General features: G+C 64.2%; 25 protein-coding genes. 5 read left to right on the plus strand and 20 right to left on the minus strand.

The window, feature by feature from the left end:
* Window positions 1-15 precede the first annotated feature (15 nt).
* Together tauA and FA94_RS38705 are read right to left on the minus strand one after the other, a co-directional pair.
* Window positions 16-1,038, minus strand: coding sequence for a taurine ABC transporter substrate-binding protein (gene tauA, locus FA94_RS18260; RefSeq protein WP_035553743.1), 1,023 nt, complete (start codon window positions 1,036-1,038; stop codon window positions 16-18).
* Between the two features lie 295 nt (window positions 1,039-1,333).
* Window positions 1,334-1,582: a hypothetical protein gene (locus FA94_RS38705; protein WP_156126669.1), complete on the minus strand. Its 249-nt coding sequence runs from the start codon at window positions 1,580-1,582 to the stop codon at window positions 1,334-1,336.
* A gap of 107 nt (window positions 1,583-1,689) precedes the next feature.
* Here FA94_RS38705 and FA94_RS39770 point away from each other — a divergent pair, with 107 nt between their 5' ends.
* Window positions 1,690-1,824: a hypothetical protein gene (locus tag FA94_RS39770; RefSeq protein WP_286166020.1), complete on the plus strand. Its 135-nt coding sequence runs from the start codon at window positions 1,690-1,692 to the stop codon at window positions 1,822-1,824.
* A 91-nt stretch (window positions 1,825-1,915) separates the two neighbouring features.
* Here the strand turns inward: FA94_RS39770 and lipA are convergent, their stop codons facing one another.
* The 3 genes from lipA to FA94_RS18280 form a co-directional block, all read right to left on the minus strand.
* Window positions 1,916-2,923, minus strand: a complete 1,008-nt coding sequence (gene lipA / locus FA94_RS18270; protein ID WP_035553745.1) for a lipoyl synthase — start codon at window positions 2,921-2,923, stop codon at window positions 1,916-1,918.
* A gap of 13 nt (window positions 2,924-2,936) precedes the next feature.
* On the minus strand, window positions 2,937-3,674 hold the full coding sequence (gene lipB, locus FA94_RS18275; protein ID WP_035553749.1) for a lipoyl(octanoyl) transferase LipB: 738 nt from the start codon (window positions 3,672-3,674) through the stop codon (window positions 2,937-2,939).
* A gap of 92 nt (window positions 3,675-3,766) precedes the next feature.
* Window positions 3,767-4,093 (minus strand): DUF2917 domain-containing protein, encoded by a 327-nt coding sequence (locus FA94_RS18280; RefSeq protein ID WP_035553752.1) that lies wholly within the window; start codon window positions 4,091-4,093, stop codon window positions 3,767-3,769.
* A gap of 98 nt (window positions 4,094-4,191) precedes the next feature.
* On the opposite strand from FA94_RS18280, the gene FA94_RS18285 reads away from it, so the two are divergent.
* On the plus strand, window positions 4,192-5,166 hold the full coding sequence (locus tag FA94_RS18285) for a transcriptional regulator GcvA (RefSeq protein ID WP_035553754.1): 975 nt from the start codon (window positions 4,192-4,194) through the stop codon (window positions 5,164-5,166).
* A 54-nt stretch (window positions 5,167-5,220) separates the two neighbouring features.
* Here the strand turns inward: FA94_RS18285 and FA94_RS18290 are convergent, their stop codons facing one another.
* The 10 genes from FA94_RS18290 to FA94_RS18335 form a co-directional block, all read right to left on the minus strand.
* Window positions 5,221-5,490, minus strand: coding sequence for a DUF493 family protein (locus FA94_RS18290; RefSeq protein WP_035553756.1), 270 nt, complete (start codon window positions 5,488-5,490; stop codon window positions 5,221-5,223).
* Window positions 5,462-6,439 carry a D-amino acid aminotransferase gene (locus FA94_RS18295; RefSeq protein ID WP_035553759.1) on the minus strand — a complete coding sequence of 326 codons (978 nt, stop codon included), beginning with the start codon at window positions 6,437-6,439 and terminating at the stop codon, window positions 5,462-5,464. The genes FA94_RS18290 and FA94_RS18295 overlap by 29 nt, the downstream gene beginning before the upstream one ends.
* 13 nt (window positions 6,440-6,452) lie before the next feature.
* Window positions 6,453-7,682, minus strand: coding sequence for a D-alanyl-D-alanine carboxypeptidase family protein (locus tag FA94_RS18300; RefSeq protein WP_035553761.1), 1,230 nt, complete (start codon window positions 7,680-7,682; stop codon window positions 6,453-6,455).
* A gap of 346 nt (window positions 7,683-8,028) precedes the next feature.
* Window positions 8,029-8,673 carry an alpha/beta hydrolase gene (locus tag FA94_RS18305; protein ID WP_035553763.1) on the minus strand — a complete coding sequence of 215 codons (645 nt, stop codon included), beginning with the start codon at window positions 8,671-8,673 and terminating at the stop codon, window positions 8,029-8,031.
* Between the two features lie 8 nt (window positions 8,674-8,681).
* Complete coding sequence (locus FA94_RS18310) at window positions 8,682-9,005, minus strand: (2Fe-2S) ferredoxin domain-containing protein (RefSeq protein ID WP_035553765.1); 324 nt, start codon at window positions 9,003-9,005, stop codon at window positions 8,682-8,684.
* Window positions 9,006-9,220: 215 nt separating this feature from the next.
* Window positions 9,221-10,378 carry a VanZ family protein gene (locus tag FA94_RS18315; protein ID WP_035553767.1) on the minus strand — a complete coding sequence of 386 codons (1,158 nt, stop codon included), beginning with the start codon at window positions 10,376-10,378 and terminating at the stop codon, window positions 9,221-9,223.
* 31 nt (window positions 10,379-10,409) lie between these two features.
* Complete coding sequence (locus FA94_RS18320) at window positions 10,410-11,036, minus strand: ABC-type transport auxiliary lipoprotein family protein (protein WP_035553770.1); 627 nt, start codon at window positions 11,034-11,036, stop codon at window positions 10,410-10,412.
* Window positions 11,037-11,074: 38 nt separating this feature from the next.
* Complete coding sequence (locus FA94_RS18325) at window positions 11,075-12,061, minus strand: MlaD family protein (protein WP_035553774.1); 987 nt, start codon at window positions 12,059-12,061, stop codon at window positions 11,075-11,077.
* Between the two features lie 19 nt (window positions 12,062-12,080).
* A complete protein-coding gene (locus FA94_RS18330; RefSeq protein ID WP_035553776.1) occupies window positions 12,081-12,959 on the minus strand; it encodes an ABC transporter ATP-binding protein in 879 nt (292 codons plus the stop codon).
* Window positions 12,956-14,089: an MlaE family ABC transporter permease gene (locus FA94_RS18335; protein ID WP_035553779.1), complete on the minus strand. Its 1,134-nt coding sequence runs from the start codon at window positions 14,087-14,089 to the stop codon at window positions 12,956-12,958. The genes FA94_RS18330 and FA94_RS18335 overlap by 4 nt, the downstream gene beginning before the upstream one ends.
* A gap of 106 nt (window positions 14,090-14,195) precedes the next feature.
* Here FA94_RS18335 and FA94_RS18340 point away from each other — a divergent pair, with 106 nt between their 5' ends.
* The 3 genes from FA94_RS18340 (at window position 14,196) to FA94_RS18350 (ending at window position 16,211) form a co-directional block, all read left to right on the plus strand.
* The gene (locus FA94_RS18340) at window positions 14,196-15,098 is read left to right on the plus strand and encodes a biotin--[acetyl-CoA-carboxylase] ligase (RefSeq protein ID WP_035553782.1); all 903 of its coding nucleotides are present in this window, start codon (window positions 14,196-14,198) and stop codon (window positions 15,096-15,098) included.
* Window positions 15,095-15,910, plus strand: a complete 816-nt coding sequence (locus FA94_RS18345) for a type III pantothenate kinase (RefSeq protein WP_035553784.1) — start codon at window positions 15,095-15,097, stop codon at window positions 15,908-15,910. The genes FA94_RS18340 and FA94_RS18345 overlap by 4 nt, the downstream gene beginning before the upstream one ends.
* Window positions 15,911-15,971: 61 nt before the next feature.
* Window positions 15,972-16,211, plus strand: a complete 240-nt coding sequence (locus FA94_RS18350; protein ID WP_035553786.1) for a hypothetical protein — start codon at window positions 15,972-15,974, stop codon at window positions 16,209-16,211.
* Window positions 16,212-16,214: 3 nt separating this feature from the next.
* Here the strand turns inward: FA94_RS18350 and rfaE2 are convergent, their stop codons facing one another.
* The 5 genes from rfaE2 to FA94_RS18375 all read right to left on the minus strand — a co-directional run bounded on the left by rfaE2 (window position 16,215) and on the right by FA94_RS18375 (window position 21,496).
* Complete coding sequence (rfaE2, locus tag FA94_RS18355) at window positions 16,215-16,697, minus strand: D-glycero-beta-D-manno-heptose 1-phosphate adenylyltransferase (protein WP_035553788.1); 483 nt, start codon at window positions 16,695-16,697, stop codon at window positions 16,215-16,217.
* A gap of 178 nt (window positions 16,698-16,875) precedes the next feature.
* Window positions 16,876-17,748, minus strand: coding sequence for a ferritin family protein (locus tag FA94_RS18360; RefSeq protein WP_035553789.1), 873 nt, complete (start codon window positions 17,746-17,748; stop codon window positions 16,876-16,878).
* 577 nt (window positions 17,749-18,325) lie between these two features.
* A complete protein-coding gene (locus FA94_RS18365) occupies window positions 18,326-19,108 on the minus strand; it encodes a PhaM family polyhydroxyalkanoate granule multifunctional regulatory protein (RefSeq protein ID WP_035553792.1) in 783 nt (260 codons plus the stop codon).
* Window positions 19,109-19,244: 136 nt separating this feature from the next.
* Window positions 19,245-20,102 (minus strand): enoyl-CoA hydratase/isomerase family protein, encoded by an 858-nt coding sequence (locus FA94_RS18370; protein WP_035553794.1) that lies wholly within the window; start codon window positions 20,100-20,102, stop codon window positions 19,245-19,247.
* Between the two features lie 146 nt (window positions 20,103-20,248).
* On the minus strand, window positions 20,249-21,496 hold the full coding sequence (locus FA94_RS18375) for an ABC transporter substrate-binding protein (RefSeq protein WP_035553796.1): 1,248 nt from the start codon (window positions 21,494-21,496) through the stop codon (window positions 20,249-20,251).
* Between the last annotated feature and the right edge of the window lie 255 nt (window positions 21,497-21,751).

Below are 21,751 nucleotides of genomic sequence, written 5' to 3' on the forward strand. Positions count from 1 at the left end.
AACAACCTGCGTCGATCAATGCGCCGCGCGCTGCACGAACTGCGGATCGACGCCGCTCGAATAATCGGCGAGCACGTTCTGGATCGTGCCTTGCGTCTTCAGGAAAGTAGCGGTCGCAGCCAGCGATTTCGCCGCGCCCGATTGCGCGCCGCCACCCAGCCATGCATTCGACGCCTGCTGCGCGGGCGTCGGGAAGGCGTATAGCGCGAGGCTCGCCGGCACGTCTTGCGCGTTGGCGCCGGACTCCTTCGCGACGGCTTCCACCTGCGGCGACGCCGCGGTCCACGCGGACGTGTGATCGCGATAACTCGCGTCGGTCGCAGCCAGCACCTTCACGAAGCGCGCGACAAACTCGGCGTTCTGACTCGCGAACTTACGATCGACGACGAAGCCGTCGAAGGTCGCCTTGCCGGTTTGCTGCGCGACCTGACCCGACGTGATCAGCACCTTGCCGTTCTTTTTGACCTTGGCCAGCACCGGGTCCCAGATGTAAGTCGCGTCGATGTCGCCGCGCGCCCAGGCCGCTGCGACTTCAGGCGGCCGCAGGTTGACGATCTTCACGTCGGCCGGATTCACGCCCGCGCTCTGCAACGCGACCAGCGTATGAAAGTGCGAAGTCGACACGAACGGCACGCCGATCTTCTTGCCTTTCAATCCGGCTACGCTCGTCACGTTGGAGCCGTCGCGCGCGACCAGCGCTTCGGCGTCGTTGATATTGTCCAGAATCCAGAACAGCGAGATATCCACACCTTGCGACAACCCCGCCGCGATCGGGCTCGACCCGGCTTCGCCGAGCTGCACCGAACCGGAGGCGAGCGCGCGGATCACGTCGGCGCCGCTGCCGAGCTTGCGATACGTCACCTTGTAGCCGGTGGCTTTCTCGACTTCGCCGGTGACCTGCGCGTAACGCCACGGCACCACCATGTCCTGATACGCGATCACGACTTCTTTGGTGTCGGCGTGTGCCGCGGAAACAAACGTCGCGGACAGTGCGAGCAGCGTGGCGAACGCGGCCAGCGGACGGAGAAAGCGCTTCATTGGGAAACCTCGTGCGTGGATGGTGTCTGGGAGGCTTCCGACTATAGGGAGTTTGTTCACTGACGGTTCTATTTAATCCGCAATTGCTAATGATGCTGTTCAAGCATTGCTTTTCACGTTCGGTTGGTTACGAGCCGCTGCTGCGGCGAGCAGTGAGCCGGTTCCAGCGAATGATGAGGCCTGCCATGCTCGCACGCAAGCTGGCCGTTCGGCATATTGACCATGATCCGGCGACGGCGGGATCATCACCGGATCGTTTTCACCGTACGTTCCTATGTTCGATTTTCTTAACCGTCTAACCTGGCTGTTTTTCAATGTCGGCGTGCCGATACTCGCGCCGCTCGCGCTGCTGCCTTTGCTCGGCTTCTCGCGCTTCTACCGGCGGGCGTGCCTTGATGTTTGCCGGCTTGCTCTGGCATGGCATGTTCATCGTCACTTCGTCCATCATTGTGTCTTTTGGCACGGCCGATTCGATGCCGCGCCCCGCCGACGAAAATAGTGAGAAGGTGCCCGGGCGGTTGCTGATGTGGGCATCGCTGATCATCACAACACTCGTCGCGGCCTCCTATTCGACATCCCATTATTCGTCAACCTAATTAATTTAAGGTCGCTGAGTTACACTTTCGTGATCTCTACAAACAGGGAGGTCACATGCCCAATCTGATCGACTACGTCATCGAAAATCAAGCAATGCGCCACCGCTTTATTGCTGCCACGATTCCCTTCGCGATCGTAGGCACCACGATTTCATCGGTCTGCATGGTGCTTGCGCGCTACTATCGCTAGCGCTTGTGAATCGGCCTCGAAGGCCGACCCACCAAAAACAAAGCCCGCATCAAGTGCGGGCTTTTTTAATACGGACAGCGATCTAAAACGCTTAGACCACGCCGGCTCCATGCGCCTGCAAATCGGCGTGATAACTCGACCGAACCATGGCACCCACCGCAGCATGCGTGAAGCCCATCTTGTACGCTTCTTCCTCGTACATTTTGAACGTGTCCGGGTGCACGTACGAGCGCACCGGCAGGTGGTGTTCCGACGGTTGCAGATACTGGCCGATCGTCAGCATGTCCACGTTGTGTTCACGCAAGTCGCGCATCACCTGCAGAATTTCTTCTTCGGTTTCACCGAGGCCGACCATCAGGCCCGACTTGGTGGCAACCTCAGGATGCAACGCTTTGAAGTCTTTCAGCAGCTTCAGCGAATGCGCGTAATCCGAACCCGGGCGCGCTTCCTTGTACAAACGCGGCACCGTTTCGAGGTTGTGGTTCATCACGTCGGGCGGAGCCGCGTTCAGAATGCCGATCGCGCGATCCAGACGGCCGCGGAAGTCCGGCGTCAGAATTTCGATGCGCGTTTCCGGCGAGAGCTCGCGCGTCTGGCGAATACATTCCACGAAGTGAGCCGCGCCACCGTCGCGCAGGTCGTCGCGGTCCACGCTGGTGATCACCACGTACTTCAGCTTCAAAGCCGCGATGGTGCGCGCCAGATTGCCGGGTTCGTCGACATCGAGCGGATCCGGGCGGCCGTGGCCGACGTCGCAGAACGGGCAGCGGCGCGTGCACTTGTCGCCCATGATCATGAACGTGGCGGTGCCCTTGCCGAAGCATTCGCCGATATTCGGACAACTCGCTTCTTCGCACACCGTGTGCAGATTGTGCTCGCGCAGAATCTGCTTGATTTCGTAAAAGCGTGAATTGCCCGTTGCCGCTTTGACGCGGATCCAGTCAGGCTTCTTCAGCTTTTCGATCGGGATGATCTTGATCGGAATACGGGCGGTTTTGGCTTGCGCCTTCTGCTTCGCGGTCGCGTCGTAAGCAGCGGCGGAAGCCGGCACGGCGTCGGAAGCGGGAGGCGTTGCGAGGTTCGCGGTAACGTCAGTCATTCGTTCGGTCCAGTCAGGCGGTGAGCGCACCGGCCTGCGGTTGGGCGACGGCCGCGGGACTGCCGTCGAGGTTTGCGGTGAGGCGTTCTGCAAAGGTACGGGCTACGTGGTTCCAGTCGGCCGTGACGCCCAGCGTTGCCATGTCGACTGTTTCGAGCCCCGCGTAGCCGCACGGATTGATGGCCAGAAACGGCCGCAAGTCCATGTTCACATTCAGGCTCACGCCGTGATAGCTGCAGCCGTTGCGGATTTTCAGACCCAGTGCGGCGATCTTCGCGCCAGTGTGCAGCCTAGCGTCCGGTCCCGCATCTGACCCGGCGCCCACATAGATACCGGGGGCGCCCGCCTTGCGTTCTCCGGCGAGATTATACGCCGCAAGGGTGTCGATCACGGCCTGCTCGATTCTCGTGACCATCTCGCGCACCATCAGCTTGCGGCGCCGCAGGTCGAGCAGCAGGTAGGCCACCACCTGGCCGGGGCCGTGGTACGTGATCTGACCGCCGCGATCAACCTTGACCAGCGGAATGCCGCTGTCGGCGGCCAGCAGATGCGCCGGGTCGCCGGCCTGGCCGAGCGTGAAAACGGGAGGGTGTTCGACTAGCCAGATTTCGTCGGGAGTGTCGGCCGTGCGGGCGTCGGTGAACACACGCATGGCTTCGAAACTGGCTTCGTAGGGTTCGCTGCCCAGCCAGCGCAGCGTGAGCGGCGCCGTGGCGGGCAAGGGAGACGGGGAAACCGGGGTGGCGCACATAATCCCGCCAGTTTACCGAAATCTGGGAATCCCCGTTGAATAAGGAAACATGAACCGTGCCGGGCGCGACCGCGTGGCCGCTCCCAAATCGATCAAACGGTGCGCCAGCCGCCGCGCATACGGGCCGCGAGCCGTTCGCCGATCCGCGCGAACCAGTTCAGCGCGCGCTGATCGCAGCGCGTCGGCACGGAAAACGTCACCTTTGCCTGCACGCCGCCCTCGGCGCTCAGCCACAGCCGCTCGCCACAGCGCAGACGGAGCGTATGGCCGGGCTGCAGCCAGTAGTCTTCCGTATCGTCGCTACGTGTGACCCACACCGCGCCGCCGTGCACGACCAGCCGGGTGCTGCGTGCTACCTTCATGGGAATGGTTTCGCCGCTACGGATTTCAAACGCGATACTAGAGGAAATTTCTCGCATGATTCCCTCGCCAAAAATCGTTTCATGGCTACAATCGTAGCCGTAGCAAGGGTTTACGCAAAACGATCAATTTTCACCTCTATGTGAGAAATATTGCGATGGACCTCCGGCAACTCCCCGCACTGAACGCGATCAAGGCGTTCGAAGCCGCCGCCCGCCACGAGAGCTTCTCGCGCGCCGCCGACGAACTTTTCGTCACGCACGGCGCCGTCAGCCATCAGATCCGCGCGCTGGAGGCCGAGTTAGGCGTTTCGCTGTTCGCCCGCGACGGCAAACGCGTGCGGCTCACCGACACCGGACGGCGCTATGCCACGCACGTGCGCGGCGCGCTCATGGCGCTCGCCGACGCCACTCGCGAAATCCGCGCCGGCGACCGCGAGCGGCGGCTGGTCGTGTCGATGCTGTCGTCGTTCGCGGCGCGCTGGGTGACGCCGCGCATCGGCAGCTTTATCGAGGCGCATCCACAATGGGACCTCGAACTGCTGTCCACCAACGCCCTCACGGATTTCGCGCGCGACGATGTCGACGTGGCGATCCGTTTCGGCTTCGGCAAATATTCGGGGTTGCACGCGGAGCTGTTGCTGGAGGAGATTTTCTTTCCGGCCTGCTCGCCGGGCTTCAACGGCGGCAAGCTGCCGCAGACGCCGGCCGATCTCGCCAAAGTCCCGCTGCTGCGCTCGGACGACGAATTGTGGCGCCCGTGGTTCGACGCTGCCGGCCTCACCGACTGGCCGGAGCCGAAGCGCGGGGTGCTGTATCAGGATTCGTCGAATCTGCTGCAGGCGGCGATCGACGGTCAGGGCGTCGCGCTCACACGCCGCTCGCTCGCCATGCACGAAATCGCGGCTGGGCGCCTTGTGCGGCTATTCGATGTGGATGGGCCGAGCCCGTGGCAGTACTACTTCATCTGCCCGCCGCAGATGCTCGAGACCGCGCGGGTCAAGGCGTTTCGCGACTGGGTCTTCGCGGAGGTGGGACGCTTCAGGCAGCTTTTTGAGCAGGCTTGCGAAGTGGGGCCAGGCGGCGATAGCGACGCTGCTCAGCCGGCGGACGCGTTGCGCGTCACGCCGTAGTCAGGTCAAACGTACCGGGTGCGATAACGCAAGCAATACGAGCGGTGCAAAACCTCAAAGCACCACTTTGACCATCGGATGCCCGGTCAGCGCCCGATAGATATCGTCGAGCTGTTCCTGGCTGGTAGCGCGCACCGTGACCGTCAGGCCGGTGTAGTTGCCGCCGCTCGACGGCCGCGTTTCGAGGCGCGACGTGTCGACGTCGTTATCAAACTTCCGGACCACCTCGACGATCGTGTCGGTGAACTCCGGGTGCGTTTTTCCCATGATCTTGATCGGGAAATCGCAGGGAAACTCAAGCAGTGATGTTTTCTCGGGATTCATTCTCTACTCCTTGCTGCGCTTCTTGCGCGTGTTGCGCGTGTTGCGCTTCCTTGGCTTTGGCTCGCTGATAGCCCGCGTACAGTGCCGCAAAGACCGCACCCGGCCGGCCCTCGCCGATCGGCTGACCGTCGAGTTGCGTGACGGGCAGCACTTCCTTGGTGGCCGAGCTGACGATGATCTCGTCGGCGGCACGCAATTCGGCCTCGCTAATCTCACGTGCCTCGAAGCGAATACCGCATTCCTGCGCGAGCGTTTCGATCAGGCCGTAGCGAATCCCTTCGAGAATCTTGTGACTGCGCGGCGGCGCAGCCAGCACGCCGTCCTTCACCACCCACACATTCGACGACGACCCTTCGGTCAGCACGCCGTCACGAAACTGGATCGTCTCGAACGCGTCGTTCTCGGCGGCGTATTGCGCCATCAGCACGTTGCCGAGCAGCGATACCGACTTGATATCGCAATTCAACCACCGGCGATCTTCCGCCGTCACGCAACGCACACCTTGCGCACGCTGCGTTTCAGACGGCAGATTCAGCGCCGTGACCATCACGAACACGGTCGGCTGAATGCCGGCCGGAAATGCGTGACCGCGCTTCGCGACGCCGCGTGTCACCTGAATATAGGCAATCGCGTCCTGATCGGCGCGCAAACCGGCATGCGCCTCGTTGGCCGCGACCACGCGCGAAATCAGCGCGCGCCAGCCGGCGTCGTCGAACGGATTGGCGATACCGATCTTGCCCACCGAGCGGGCAAGCCGCGCCAGATGCTGCTCGAAACGAAACGGCATGCGACGGCCCGAATTGCCGGCGTAAAGCGGCGCGACTTCGTAAATGCCGTCGCCGAAAATAAAGCCGCGGTCGAGCACCGGCACGCGCGCTTCGGACAACGGCACCAACTCGCCGTTCAGATAAACGATCGGGTCGTGCGAGACATCGTCAACAACGGTCATTGCGTACAGGCTCTTACTTCTTCTTGTTGAACATCAGCATCAGCGAATCCCACACACGGCCGACCACGCCGGCTTGCGGCACAGCCTGCAACGCGACGATCGGGAATTGCGCCAACACCTTGCCGTCGGCGACCAGCTTGGCCGTGCCGACCTGCTGACCGTTCGCGATCGGCGCGATCAGCGGATCGATCTGCTCGATCTGCGGCTTCACCTTGTCGCCCATGCCCTTCGGCACGGTGATGTACTGATCGCCCTTCACGCCGATCTGCACCGTGTCCTGCGCACCCTTGTAGACGCGCGGCGTGCCGACCACCTGGTTCGCCTTGTACAGACGCACCGTGTCGTACGCGGTGTAGCCGTAGCTCAGCATCTTCAGGCTGTCCTGCACCCGGTCGTGCTCTTTGGTCTCGCCCATCATGACCGTGACGAGACGGCGCGAGCCGTCGGTCGTGCCCGGCAGCGGACGCTTCGCGCTCGCGATCAGGCAGTAGCCGGCCGCTTGCGTGTGGCCGGTCTTCAGACCGTCGACGGTCGGGTCGATCCACAGCAGACGGTTGCGGTTGGGCTGCTTGATCTTGTTGTACGTGAATTCCTTGACCGAGAAGATGTTGTAGTAGTCGGGGAAATCGCGAATCAGACGCGCCGACAGCACCGCGAGGTCGCCCGCCGTGGTGTAGTGCTGCGGATCGGGCATGCCGTTCACGTCGGCGAAATGCGTGTGCTTCATGCCGAGCTTTGCCGCTTCGTTGTTCATCATGTTGACGAACTGCGACTCGCTGCCGCCGACCAGTTCCGCCAGCGCGATCGCCGCGTCGTTACCCGACTGGATGATCATGCCGTACACCAGATCGTGCACGGTCACCGGCTTGTTCGCCTCGATGAACATGCGCGATTCGTCGGTTTTCACCCGGCGCACCGCTTCGCTCGGCATCACCGTCTGGTCCATCGTGATCTTTTTCGCCTGCAGTGCCTCGAACACGAGGTACGCGGTCATCAGCTTGGTCAGCGAGGCCGGTTCCACGCGCTCGTCGGCATTGCCCGACGCGAGCACCTGGTTGCTGGTGGCGTCGACCAGTACCCACGAACGCGCGTTCACCGCGGGCGGCGGCACTTGCGCGAACGCGGTGCTGGCCACAAGCGTGGCCGGCAGCACGACGCCGAGCGTCACGGCACGACTAAGCGAAGAAGGAACGAAGGAAGCAACTGACGGGAAGGACGTGCGGCCGGAAGTGGAGAAACGCATAGGGTCGATTCGTGCGGAAAAATACATCGCGCGCAGGGCGCACAGTTTGGAAGAGCCGGTCGGCGAGCGTCTGGCCGCAAAAACGGCGCGGCGCCCATTGGACTTCCGGCTACGCGATCGGTTCGCGCAGCACGCCCTGCATCCGGCACCGCTGCGCGCGCAACAACCAGGAAACCAACAAGAAACAACCAGGTTACGCGTCGCGCGAACTGCCGGATGGGCGGCGCTGCGCCCAAAAAAGAGCGCTCATTATACGCGCGCTAACCTGGTAACTTTGCGCAAACGGGGACGATTAATTTGCGTTTGTGCGTACCTGTACCCCGGAAAACGCGGCGCGACGCACTGCTTAACGCCACGCGTCGACAATGATCCGCTTGAGCACATGCAGCTTGCGATGCAGAAAGTGTTCCGCCCCCGGAATCACCACGACCGGTAATTCCTGCGGCCGCGCCCAGTCGTAAACCGATTGAATGGGCACCGTGTCGTCGGTCTCGCCGTGAATCACCAGCGTGTTCTCCGGCACGGGCGCCACCTCCCAACGGCTCGCCGCAGTACCGACAAAAACCATCCGCTCGATCGCCTGTTCTTCTTCGCGCAGCTTCGCGGCCACGTGCGAAAGCACGAACGTGCCGAACGAAAATCCCGCGAGCACGAGGGGCAGATCGGCCTGCCCTGCCTCGGCGCGCATGTGATCCAGCACGGCGCGCAGATCGTCGCGCTCGCCGATGCCCGCGTCGTGTTCACCTTGCGTCTCGCCGACGCCACGGAAATTCGAGCGGTACGTCACGTAGTTCAACTGCACGAGCGTGCGGGCGAGCGTCTGCGCGACCTTGTTGTCCATCGTGCCGCCGAACAGCGGATGCGGATGCGCGACCAGCGCAACGCCGCGCGGCGCGGCGCCGTTCTCGCGCATCTCGTCGGGCAGATCCAGCGCGACCTCGATCTTGCCGACCGGGCCGTCGATCAGATATTTTTTCGTGTGTACGTTCATGCCGATGCTTATTGATCGATTTTCAGACGCTCGACAACCTTGCCGTTCACCAGGTGCGAATCGACGATTTCGTCGATATCGCTCTCATCCACGTACGTGTACCAGATGCCTTCCGGATACACGACGAGCGCCGGTCCGAGTTCGCAACGCTCAAGGCAACCGGCCTTGTTGATACGCACCTGGCCGGGGCCCGCGAGACCGAGTTGCTTCACGCGTTTTTTTGCATGCTCCTGCATGGCTTGCGCATTGCAGTTCGCGCAGCTCGGACGCTCGGCGCCGGGATCGCGTTGATTGAGACAGAAGAAGACGTGGTACTTGTAGAAGGAGTCCATGATGTCCGGGGACGAAACTGTAAGAGTGGGGAATGGCGTTGTAAGCGCGGTAGCGCGCCGGTTTATGCGGACGATTATAGCGAGCGAGGCCGGTGGTCGCAGACGCTGACGGCGCGACGGCGGCGCCTCATTCGCGGCATGCGCGCGTGTCATCCCTAGCCTGCGCGTACTTCGTGCGTCGCTCATGCATGCGCCACGTGTACCTTACCGGTGCCTCAAACCCGCTTCACCCGCCGCTTGAGCCACGCCTGCTCGACGACAAACGCGATCCACACCAGCGCCGCATACGGCCAGCTCCACGCCAGCCAATGCGCCAGACCGTTGAAGTGCAGATAACGCCCTTGCCGCCAGTCCGCGAGCACGACGTCGAAATACGGATTCACCGGCAGCAGGTTGACGAGCACCAGCGAAACAACCAGCGCGCCAGCCGCGAGCGCCGCACGCGATCGGCGTCGCAGACGCAACGCCAGCAGGGCCAGCACCGCGCCACCCACGAGCCCCACGAGCGCCCCAGGCGTCGCCCAGTTGAACGCAAGCCCCGACTGCGATTGCAGAAACGTCGCGCCGACCTTCACGCACAACGTCGCGACGACAAACACCAGCAGCAGACGCACCAGCGGCGCATGCCGCCGCACCGGCAGCGATGCCAGCGCGAGCGCGGCAAACAGGTTGAGCGCGGCGATCAGCGCTTCCCAGGTATCGTCGGGCAACTTCGCCGCGAGCAACGCGGGCCATGCGCCGACGTGCCAGGCGGAAGGTGCCCACGCGAGCAACGCATCCTGCGTGGTCGAATCGAAACGCAGCCACAGCGTACGCGGCCAGTTGCCGAGACCGAACAGCCGCGGCGCGGGGTACATGGTCGCAAACGGCCACGTCGCGACAAGACAGACGAGCGCTGCGCTATCGCGCTCGAACCACAGCAGCCGCAAGCGCCTCAACAAGCCGCGATCGAGCAGCGCGCCGGTAGCCGGCGACATGATCGCCGCGCCGAGCAGCGCGCCGAGCGCATTGGCGGCCAAATCGAGATTGGACGCGACGCGCGTCGGCAGATAGGTCTGCACGGCTTCCATCGTGCCCGACAGCAAGCCGCCCAGCACGAAGGCCAACGCTACGGCCAGCGTGCCGCGCCAGCGCGGATAGACCGCCAGCACCACCAGCGCGCCGAACGGCATATAGCCGAGCACGTTCGTGACGACGTCGAACGCCGTCAGGTACTGCGGCATGGGATCGAACAGATAGGCAAACGGAGCGAGGCCGAGCGAACGCCAGCCGGAAAACGGATACCACGAACCGTACACGATCAGCGCGGCGTACAGCACCAACGCCTGCCGGGCGAGCGCCGACGGACGGCGCTGCCACGGTTTTACGCTCATGCAGCGCTCCGTTGCGCGCGCTGCATGCGGGTCACTGCGCGGCGACCAGCGCCTGCACGCCGAGCCACGCGCCGATCTGCGAGACCAGGTCGTCGCTGGCGACGGCAAGCGCTTGCGCGCCGCCGGCGGCGTCCGCCGAACTGGACGGCGCGCGGGCGATAAACGTGCGCTGGCCGATCACCTTGCCGCTTTGCGTCAACGTGACGCGCGCGGTCACGGCCGCGTGACTCTCGGATTGGCTGTCGAAGACCTGCTCGAACTCGCTCAGATCGACCTTCAGCACCGGCGCCGCCACGCCGTCGGCTCCCGTCAGCACGGTGCCGCGCGAACTGAGCGCGCCGCGCAGACGTTGCGTCAGCAATTGCGCGGGCGTCATGGTCCAGTGGCTGTTCGCGTAGGACGCGGTCTGCTGCGCGTCGGCGTAACTGAGGCGGTAGATCAGCTTGTTGGACTCGAGCATGTCGGGCGCGCTCACTTCGAGCACCTTCACGGCCGGCGACGTGCCAGCCGACGCCGCCGGATTCGGCGGCCCGAAGTCGTAGCGAATGTCGGCGAGCACGGCCGGATTTCCGGCGCAGCCCGCAGCTAGCACGCCGAACGCGAGCAACACCGCCAACGCGGCGCTCGAGGACAACAATCGGTGGGTCAAGCGTGACATGACAATCTTCCTTTCTTCAAACCTGCAAATTCGTTAATTCATTTCGCGGCCGCATTGGCGGGCGCAGCGGCATGCCCGGCGGGCCACGTGAAACCGGCCTCGCCCGGACCCGGCGCCGCACGCGGCGAGCCGCCGAACAGCAAACCGCTCGGATTGGTGCTGAACGTGTCGGCCGCGCGGTCCACCGAGCGGGCCGCGGAGCGCACGTCTTCGGCGAGCGAATTGACGCGCGGCAAGGTGTCGTAACCGACCCGCGACGACAGCTCCTGCAACGAGCCGTTCATCTGCGTCAGCGCGTCGCCGGCCTGCTGGGCCGCCGTGCCGACCTTGTTCAGATTGGTCTCGAACGGGCCGTCCACGCGGTTCAGGCTGGTGATCAACTGATTGGTCGACGCCAGCGTGCGATCCAACTGGTCGATCGTGCCGGGCAGCTTGCCGGCTGCCGGCGCGAATTGCTGGGTCAGCGTGGCGACGCCGTCGGCGGCTTTCTGGATGCTGGCCGCGGTGCCGTGCAACTGCGCGACCATCTCCGGCGACAGCAAATTGTCGACGTCGTCCGTGACTTTTTCGAGTTTGCGCAATAGCACGTCGCCGCGTTGCTGCAGTTGATCGAGCAGGCCCGGACGCATCGGCAACTGCGCAACCTCTTTCACCGACGACGGCAGCGGCGACGGATCGCGCCCGTTGTCATCGAGCTGGATGAAGGCGATGCCGGTCACGCCCTGAAAACCCAAACTGCCGAAGGTCGAGCGGGTAATCGGCGCGTGCGTGTCGACCAGGATGCGGATCAGGATTTGCCCCGGATGGTCGCGGTCGAATTTGATCGACTGCACCTTGCCGACGTCGAGCCCGCGATACCGCACCGCCGCGTCGGTATAGAGCCCCGTCACGTTGGTGCGCGCGATCAGATCGTACGGCACCCGCACCGAGCGGTCGACGTTGAACAAAAAAGCCGCGACGGCAACGGCCGCCAGCAAGGCTACCGTGAAGAGCCCCGCCCAGAAGGCATGTGATTTGTTTTCCATTCTCAGGTTCCCTGGTTCTTCACAGCGGCAATTCGGACGACGCCGGCTCGAGCGCCGCGCGCGGCAACTTCGCGCGCCGCTCGGGCGGCAGCGCCTGCAACGCGCGACGTCCGCGCAGGCCGAGGAAATATTCGCGGATGAACGGATGATCGACGCCCGCCGCCTCTTCGACCGGCGCGGCGACCAGCACCGTGCGGTCCGCCAGCACGGCGACGCGGGTGGACAGCGCGATCATCGTGTCGAGATCGTGCGTGACCATCACCACCGTCAGCCCCAGCGCGCGATGCAGCGCGGAAATTAGTTCGACGAATTCATCGGACGCCTGCGGATCGAGCCCGGCGGTCGGTTCGTCGAGAAACAGCAATTCGGGTTCGAGCGCGATCGCGCGGGCAATGCCGACCCGCTTGATCATGCCGCCCGACAACGCCGACGGCATTTTCGACGCATGCTTGCACGGCAGCCCGACCATCTCGAGCTTGAGCATCACGATGTCGCGCAGCAGGTCTTCCGGCACCTTGCCGAGTTCGCGCACCGGCTGCGCGATGTTGTCGAACACCGACAGCGACGAGAACAGCGCGCCGCGCTGGAACAGCATGCCGGAACGGCTGCGCATCAGCAGCGCGGTTTCCGGCGAGATCGTCGCGAGGTCCTCGCCGAACAGCTTGATGGTGCCGGACGAGGGCTTCTCCAACCCGAGAATCTGCCGCACCAGCGTGGTCTTGCCCGAACCCGAACCGCCGACGATCGACATGATCTCGCCGCGCTTCACATCCAGATTCAGATGCTGATGGACGATGTTGCGGCCATAGCGCTTGGTGATGTCGATCACCTCGATCACCGGTTCGGCGATCGACGGCGCAGGCTGGCCGCGCACGGCCTGGGAGAGTGGCGCGATCATCCGAGCCCCACGTTCTGGAAGAGGATCGCGAACACCGCGTCCGCGAGAATCACGATGGTGATCGAAGTCACCACCGAGGTCGTCGTACCTTCGCCGAGACTCTGCGAATTCGCCTTGATCCGGAAGCCGAAATGACAGCCGACGATCGCGATCAGCATGCCGAACGCGACGCCCTTACCGAGCCCGATCCACAGATTGGCGACCGGCACCACGCCCGGCAACGCGCGCGCGAAGTAACTCATGTCGATGCCGAGCACGATCTTGGCGGCCAGCGCGCCGCCGGTCAGCGCGATGATATTGGTCCACATGACGAGCAGCGGCATCGCCAGGCCGAGCGCGATCACCCTTGGCAGGATCAGCCGCAGCCCGTGCGGAATGCCCATCACGCGCATGGCGTCGAGTTCCTCGGTCACGCGCATCACGCCGATCTGCGCGGTAATCGCCGACCCCGAACGCCCCGCCACCAGAATCGCCGACAACACCGGCCCCAATTCGCGAATCACCGACAAGCCGAGAATGTTGACGATGTACTGGTTCGCGCCGAACAGCCGCAGTTGCTGCGCGGACAGATAGCTCAGCACGATGCCGATCAGGAACGCCACCAGCGCGGTGATCGGCAACGCCCTGGCGCCGGCGTTATAGACGTTCGCGGAAATTTCGGTCCACGGCGCGAGCTTCGGCTTGCGCAGGATCGCCAACAGATCGAGCACGACCCGCCCGAGCATGCCGACGCCGCCGTACAGATGTTCGAAGAACGAGAAAATCGACAGGCCCAGCCGCGTGAACGGATCGAGTTTGACCACCGGCTCGGCCGTGTCGCGCACCGTGTCGAGCAACGCAATGCGTTCGAAGATGTCGCGCTGCGTGTCGGTGAGCGTGGTGTCGGGCGGCATTTTGTGGCCCCACACGCGCCACAGTGCCTGGCCGCCGACGTGGTCCATCCGGTCAATGCGCGATAGATCCCACTCGCGGATGCCCTCGGCACCGAGCAGCGAGCGCAGAAGCGGAATCACATGGCCGGTAGCCCGGTCGCGGGCAAGCGCGAGCGCCGTCCACTGGCCCGAGAGCCGGACGATCTTGCCCTGGCTGCCGGCCGCGACTTCGAGGCCGGGCGGAGTGTCGTAGTTCAAGGATCGCGAGAATCTGGTTATCGGATTAGGGGCCATTGTAACGAAGGCGCGGCCGATGGGCCTTGCCGGCGGCCCCATTGGGTGCGCTATCGCTACAATATGAGACATGAACGCTTCCAAAACTCCACCCCAAGCCGCCGCGACCGATTGGCGCATCGACCGCGAACGCGCCGTCGCGCTGTTCGGGCCGCAGGCGCATGACTGGCCGATCGAAATCGTCGAGGAAACCGGCTCGACCAACGCCGACCTGATGACCCGCGTCAAAGCGCTGCCGCATAGAAGCAATGCGCTGCCGCGGCCGCTCGTGCGGGTCGCGTATCTGCAGACCGCCGGGCGCGGCCGGCGCGGCCGTCCGTGGTATGCGGAGCCGGGCAATGCGCTGCTGTTTTCGGTGGCGTGCGTGCTGCCGCGTCCGCTGGAAGAGCTGGCGGGCTTGAGCCTCGCGGTCGGCGTCGCGCTGGTCGACGGGCTGCGCTCGTTGCCGGTCGCCGGTCCCGGTCAGATCGCGCTGAAATGGCCGAACGATGTGCTGCTGGAAGGCGACAAGCTGGCCGGCATCCTGATCGAGACGGCGTGGAGCACCGACTACGCCAGCGCGGTGGTGATCGGTATCGGCACCAATGTGAAGGGCGCGGACGAACTCGCCGCCAAGGTCGGCGCGCTCAACGCCGACGTGCCGCCGCAGGCGCGCGGCACCGTGCCGACCGCGCTGCAGCGCGCGTTGCCCAACGCCAATCTCACCGACACACTGGCCGCTGAACTGAACGCGCTCGAACCTGCTTTGCAGCGCTTCGGCGCGGAAGGCTTCGCGCCGTTCCAGGCGCGCTGGAACGCGGTGCATGCGTACGCGGGACGCGAAGTCGTGCTGCTGGAACAAGGCCAGGAAATCACGCGCGGCGTGGCGGCGGGCGTCGACGAACGCGGCCAGTTGCTGCTCGACACGCCGACCGGCCGTCAAACGATTTCAACCGGCGACGTCTCGCTGCGTCTGGCCGACGGTGCGGCATGACGAGCGGTGCGCCTTCTCTGCTGATCGACGCGGGCAATAGCCGCATCAAGTGGACGCTGGTGGGACCGGACGGCGCGCCGATCGCAACTGGCGCATTGGCGCATGACGGCGTGGATCAGCCGTGCTGGTCGACTCTGCCGACGCCTGGCGGCGCATGGCTGTCGAATGTCGCGGGCGAAGCGGTGGCAGCGCGGCTCACCGCGTTGCTCGACGCCCATTGGCCGGGTCTGCCGCTCACGACGATCCGCGCCTGCGCCACGCAATGCGGCGTGACCAATAGCTACACCACGCCGCACGCGCTCGGCAGCGACCGCTGGGCCGGCATGATCGGCGCGCACGCGGCGTTTCCCGGCGAACATCTGCTGATCGCGACGTTCGGCACGGCGACCACGCTCGAAGCGTTGCGCGCGGACGGTCACTTTGTCGGCGGTCTGATCGCGCCGGGCTGGACACTGATGATGCGCTCGCTCGGCGAGCACACCGCGCAGTTACCGACGCTCGACGCCAACGCCGCACGCGGCCTGCTCGACGCCGCCGATAGCGCCGCAGCATCCCGCCGTGGCCCGTTCTTCGCGACGGACACGCCGCGCTCGCTGTCCGCCGGTTGCACGCTGGCGCAGGCCGGCCTGATCGAGCGGATGTGGCGTGATCTGCAGGATGAATGGCAGGTGCCGGTGCGCCTCGTGGTCAGCGGCGGCGCCGTGGACGAAGTGGCGAGCGCGCTCAAAGTGCCGCATACTCGCCACGATTCGCTCGTGCTGTCCGGCCTTGCGCTGATAGCCGCCGAGCGCGAAATGGCACGCGGCGTCTGACTGGCGGCCATCGGATCGGAATCACGACGGTTCAACACCTTCTGGACGGGGAAAACCAATAATGCTGCGCTGGCTGATCGCCATCTTGTTTCTTGCCAACCTGCTGGCATTCGTCGCGGTGCGCGGCGTATTCGGCCCGACGCCCACGGCCGGCGGGCGCGAACCTAATCATCTGAATCGCCAGATTCATCAGGAATGGTTGAGGGTGCAACCGGTGACGGCCGCCGAGGCCGCCGATCAGGCGGTGGTGGGCGGCCCGGCGCCGGTGGCGCCGATCGCGGCGTCGGCGTTGCCGCAGTAGCCGTCAGCCCTGCGCGCGGACCTTTTTCAACAGCGCCGTGGTCGAGCGGTCGTGTTCGAACGGAATCGCCAGCGCTTTCCCGCCCCACCCTCGTACGATGGCCGACTCCGGCAACGCGTCCATGTCGTAGTCACCGCCCTTGACGAGCACGTCCGGCCGCAGCGCCGAAATCAGCTCGACCGGCGTCTTCTCGCCGAAGCACACCACGTAATCGACACTCTCCAGCGCGGCCAGCAACGCCATGCGGTCCGACTCGTTGTTGATCGGCCGGTCGTCGCCCTTGCCGAGCATGCGGACCGACGCGTCGCTATTCACGCCGACGATCAGGCACGCGCCGAGCGCCTTCGCATCGGCCAGATAAGTCACATGCCCGCGATGCAGGATATCGAACACGCCGTTGGTAAACACCACCGGCGCGTTGAGCGTGGCGCGCAGCGTCACGAGAGCCTCGCGCGTCATCATCTTGCGTTCAAAAGTAGCAGCCATGACGGAATCGGAAAGAGAATAAAGAAGTGCCGTCACGATACACGCTGGACGGCATGAAACAAAACGGCCCGGCAAGCTCTCGCTTGTCGGGCCGTTCCTGAAACCGTAAAACCAGTTTGTGACGCAGGCTGTTAACCCGGCGTGAACCCGCTGACGCGGATCACACGCCTAAGCGCCATCAAGCCGGCTGTTCCGACGACTTCTGCTCTGCCTGCAGCCGCAGGACCACTTCCTTGCGGTAGCGGTTCAGTTCCTGCGCGGTGTTGAACGTGCGTTCGAACAGAATGGACAGGTTGTGCAGAATCCGCTCCACGACCTTCTTTTCCCAGCCGTCGTCGAAACGGATCTGTTCGTCGAGCCAGCGCTCAAGCCATTCCGGATCCGGCAGACGCGACTGAATCGTGTCGCGCGGGAACAGCGCCTGATTCACGTGCAGGTTGGTGGGATGCAGCGGCTTTTCGGTGCGACGCGCCGACGCCATCAGCACACCGATCTTGGCGAACGCAGCACGCGCGATGTCGCCCGTTTGCATCATCGCTTTCTTCATGTAGCGCAGATACGCGCCGCCATGGCGCGCTTCGTCGCGCGAAATGGTTTCGTAGATCTGCTTGATCACCGGCTCGGTGTGCCATTCGGCCGCACGGCGATACCAGTGGTTCAGGCGGATTTCGCCGCAGAAGTGCAGCATCAGCGTTTCGAGCGGCGGCGCCGGATCGAATTCGAAGCGCACCGCGTGCAGTTCTTCTTCGGTCGGGCACAGCTCCGGCTTGAAGCGGCGCAGATATTCCATCAGCACCAGCGAATGCTTCTGTTCTTCGAAGAACCACACGCTCATGAAGGCGGAGAAATCGCTGTCGTGATGGTTGTCACGCAGGAACATTTCCGTGGCGGGCAAGGCCGACCATTCGGTGATCGCGTTCATCTTGATCGTCGCGGCCTGCTCGTCGGTCAATAGCGATGCATCGAACTTGTCCCAGGGAATGTCTTTCTCCATGTCCCATCGAACGGATTCGAGCGATTTATAAAGTTCCGGATAAAGCATGGTGTTCATAGTCCCACCCCTGTTCTGCGCATACTGTGTGTGTCTGCTGCTACGTGTAGCACTCTCGCTGACGACGAACGGATCACGCCGTGCGTCGGCCAACATTCAATTTTACGCGGTAATCAGCCGCCTAGATGCACCGGGCAGCAAAGAAGTCGGACGTTTGCGCGGGCACGCCCCATCTAAGCTACGCGCTGCGCGGCCAACCGTGGGTGAGGGATACCCTATGCCTGAGGTCGAGCCAGTCTGCGGTGAAACCGCACCGTCCAGCCCTGCGCCGGTCTTACCGGCGGCAAATGAAGCAAGGGCGGCACGATTGGTTGTTTTTGCGCACGCCCAAAAATCAACTAAAAACCAACTAAAGCTTACACAATGATAGCACGCTGACTTTACGGAATTCCCACGTTAGCAGACGCCGCGCCGCCGTCCGCTTGACCTCTCTCAACAAAGCGCGCGATCCGCGGAGTGTGGCCGAGGATCGAGGTCAAAACCATGACAGACGGCGAACCGGCCTAGATCGCCGGCGCGCCGCGTGGTCTTTTTGCCGATGACGGGCGGGTCCGCTTCGTCATCCGTCATTCCCGTCTCAGGTCGACTTTTTCGCCGCGCGCGGCGTGGCGCTCGCGCTAGCCGTGCGTTTCGCGGCGGACGGCGCCCGTTTCGCAGCCGGTCGTTTGGCTGCGGGGTCCGCGTCTTGAGGCGACGTTTGCGACGCCTCGGCCGTGGCTTCCGCTGCGGCTCCGCCACCGGTTTCCGCCGATGCGGCTTGAGTAGAATCGCCCGTCGCGGCCGCCGGCTGCGTCATCGCGAACTGGGCGATCTGATTGAACTGCGACTGCAGCAGGTTCCACCATGCGGACGCGTCGAACGGAGGCGTCGACGGCGTTTCCTCGTCGTCGGTACCAGACGGTTCGGCGGCGGCGGACGCAGCCGCGCCACTGGCCGACGCCGTCTGCTGCGGATGCGGCCAGCCCGTCGCCGACGCGGGGCTCGGCGCTGCGGATGCCGCCGGCTGCGCCATCGACGATTGCGCGAACGCGCCGAACGCACGCAACGTCGCAAGCGTGGCGCGCTGCACTTCGAGCGCCTGAATCGCGGATTGCAGCATGCTCAGATTCAGCTTGAGCCATTGCTCGACGGCGCGCATGTCGGTGATGCGTTTGTCGAGTTCTTCCACGTTGGTGAGCGGCGCCATCATGTCGGACATCATCGACAGCGACGGTGCCATGCCCGCGCCCGGCTGCGCGCCGGAGAACGCCGAGCCGAACGGCGACAGCCGCATCATGCCCCACATGCGTTCGAGCATTTCAGCGGGCGGAAAGCCGGGGAAGCCGGGAAACGGCGGCGTGGAATCGGGTGTATCGGTCATGCTTGTCGCCTCGCTGCATAAGTGTAGGAGTGCGCGCCGGCCCGCACGCGTCGGAGTCGATCATACCGTGCGGGGGCGACGCGTCAGGAGCGTTTGGGGACGCGGGCTTGGGTCACCGCACCCCACATCCCCCGCCTTATTTCGCTTCACCGCGCCACGGATCCGCGCCGCCGAAATCCGGCGCGCGCCGCTCACGCAGCGAATTCACGCCTTCGCGCACGTCCGGCCCGGCAAAGCCCATGAATTCCAGCGCCAGCGAGGTATCGAACGCCGGTCCCGCCGACCGCAGCCAGTTGTTCAACGCATACTTGGTCCAGCGAATCGCAGTCTGCGATCCGCTGGCGAGTTTGCGCGCCACCTCGAATGCTTTGGGCAGCAGATCGGCTTCGTCGACGGCGAGCGAGACGAGGCCGATACGCTCCGCCTCTTCGCCGCTCACCGGCTCGCACAGCAGCAGGTAGTACTTGGCCTTCGCCATGCCGCACAGCAGCGGCCAGACGATCGCCGCGTGATCGCCCGCCGCGACGCCCAGCCGCGTATGACCGTCGATAATCCGCGCCGTCTTCGCCGCGATCGAGATATCCGCGAGCAGGCCCGCCACCAGGCCCGCACCGACCGCCGGACCATGCATCGCCGAGACGATCGGCTTGCTGCAATTGATCACGTTGTAGACGAGGTCGCGCGCCTCGCGCCACACCCGCGCGCGCACGTCGAAATCGGTTGCCATGTCTTCGACCAGTTGCAGATCGCCGCCGGCCGAAAAGCCCTTGCCCTCGCCGCGAATGATCACCACGCGCGTCTGCGGATCGCGGTCGATATCGCGCCAGATTTCGGCGAGTTCGTAATGCATCCGCGCGTTGGCGGTGGCGAGGCCGCTTTTGTTGGCGCCCTCGCCGCTCATCACGACTTCGAGCACGCCGTCGGGATGACGCGTCAACTGAAGCGACTGGTAGTGCGCGTAAAACGCGTCGTTGGTGTGTGAGGTCTGAGACATGGTGAGCAATCCGTGACTTGCGTGAGATGCATTCAAAACGTGTTCAACACTGTGTACAACGATTCGCGACGATCGGTTCGGCGCGCGTCCGGCAAGCAGCCGACGCGCGGCCTCTTCTCCTCAACGCGACCGATCAACGCGGCCGATCAACGCGGCTGATAAACCCACTTCCCATTCATGATCTCGACCATCACGCGAGCCCGCTGATCGAGCCCGAGGTGATCCGTCGCGCTCATGTTGACGACGCCATTGGTATCCGCCAGACCGCGTGTCGCTTCGAGCGCATCGCGCAGCGCGCGCCGGAATTCCGGCGTGCCGGGCGCGCCCGCTTTCAACGCGATCGGCACGGCGTGGTTGAGCAACATGCCGGCGTCCCAGGTGTACGAGCCGAACGCCGACACGCTACCGGGTCCGCGCAGCGCTTCGAAGCGCGCGATGTAATCCAGCGCGAGACGTTTGGCCGGATGATCCGCCGGCAATTGCGCAGCCACCAGCACCGGACTCGCCGGCAGGAACGTACCGTTGCAATCGGCGCCGCACACGCGCAGGAAGTCGTTATTGCCGACTCCATGATTGTGATAGATCAGCCCTTTGTAGCCGCGTTCCCTGAGCGTTTTCGGCGGCAGCGCGGCAGGTGTGCCGGCCGCGCCGACCACCACCGCATCGGGATGCGTCGCGAGGATTTTGAGGACCTGGCCGGTCACGCTCGGATCGGTGCGATTGAAGCGCTCGCTCGCCACCATGTCCATGTGATGCAGTTGCGCGAACTTCGCGACTTCGGCGTAGAAGGTCTCGCCGAGCGCGTCGGCCTGGCCAATGAACGCAATGGTTTTGACGCCGTGCGCGCTGGCGTGCTCCGTGATGGCCGACGCCATCATCGCATCGGTCTGCGGTGTCTTGAAGACCCAGTGGCGTTTCGCATCCACGGGTTCGATGATTTTCGCCGACGACGCCAGCGAGATCATTGGCGTTTCCCCTTCGGCGACCACGTCGATCATGGCGAGCGAATTCGGCGTGATCGACGAACCGATGATCGCGTCGACGTGATTCTCGGAGATCAGCTTCTTGGTGTCCTGCACGGCCTGGGTGGTGTCGGACGCGTCGTCGAGCACGATGTACTCGACCGACTGACCGCCGATCTGTTTCGGCAGCAACGTGGCCGTGTCGCGTGCGGGAATGCCGAGCGACGCGGCCGGTCCGGTCAGCGACAGCACGAGGCCGATCTTGACCTGCGCGAACGCTGCGCCGGGCAGCGCGCCCACGCAGGCAAGCGCGGCGCACAACGCGGTGGCGCGAACAACACGGCCGCCGCGCGACAGATTCACGCGCGCACCCGACGTTTCAATCGTTTCGCTACGCCGGCTTCCAAGTTTGATGGATGCGAATCGCGGCATGCTGTCTCCTCACGTTGGTTTTCGTTTTTGATGTGCTGCCGATGAACGACCGACTAACTGTCTGTTGACCGCTTACGGCTGCATCGCACGCGGCTGGATGGCCGCGAGGCGTCGCTGCGCGGCACCGGCAGCCCGCCACCCCGGGCGCGCCGCCGCGCCAGTCAGTGTAGCCGCGCGCCGGGGCGGCGGCATCGGGCGAAACCCTTTCGAAACCGCTTTGAAATCGGCCCGTGTCGCGCTGTCGCGGCACGCACA

It is taken from the genome of Burkholderia sp. 9120, from assembly GCF_000745015.1.
GTDB lineage: Bacteria > Pseudomonadota > Gammaproteobacteria > Burkholderiales > Burkholderiaceae > Paraburkholderia.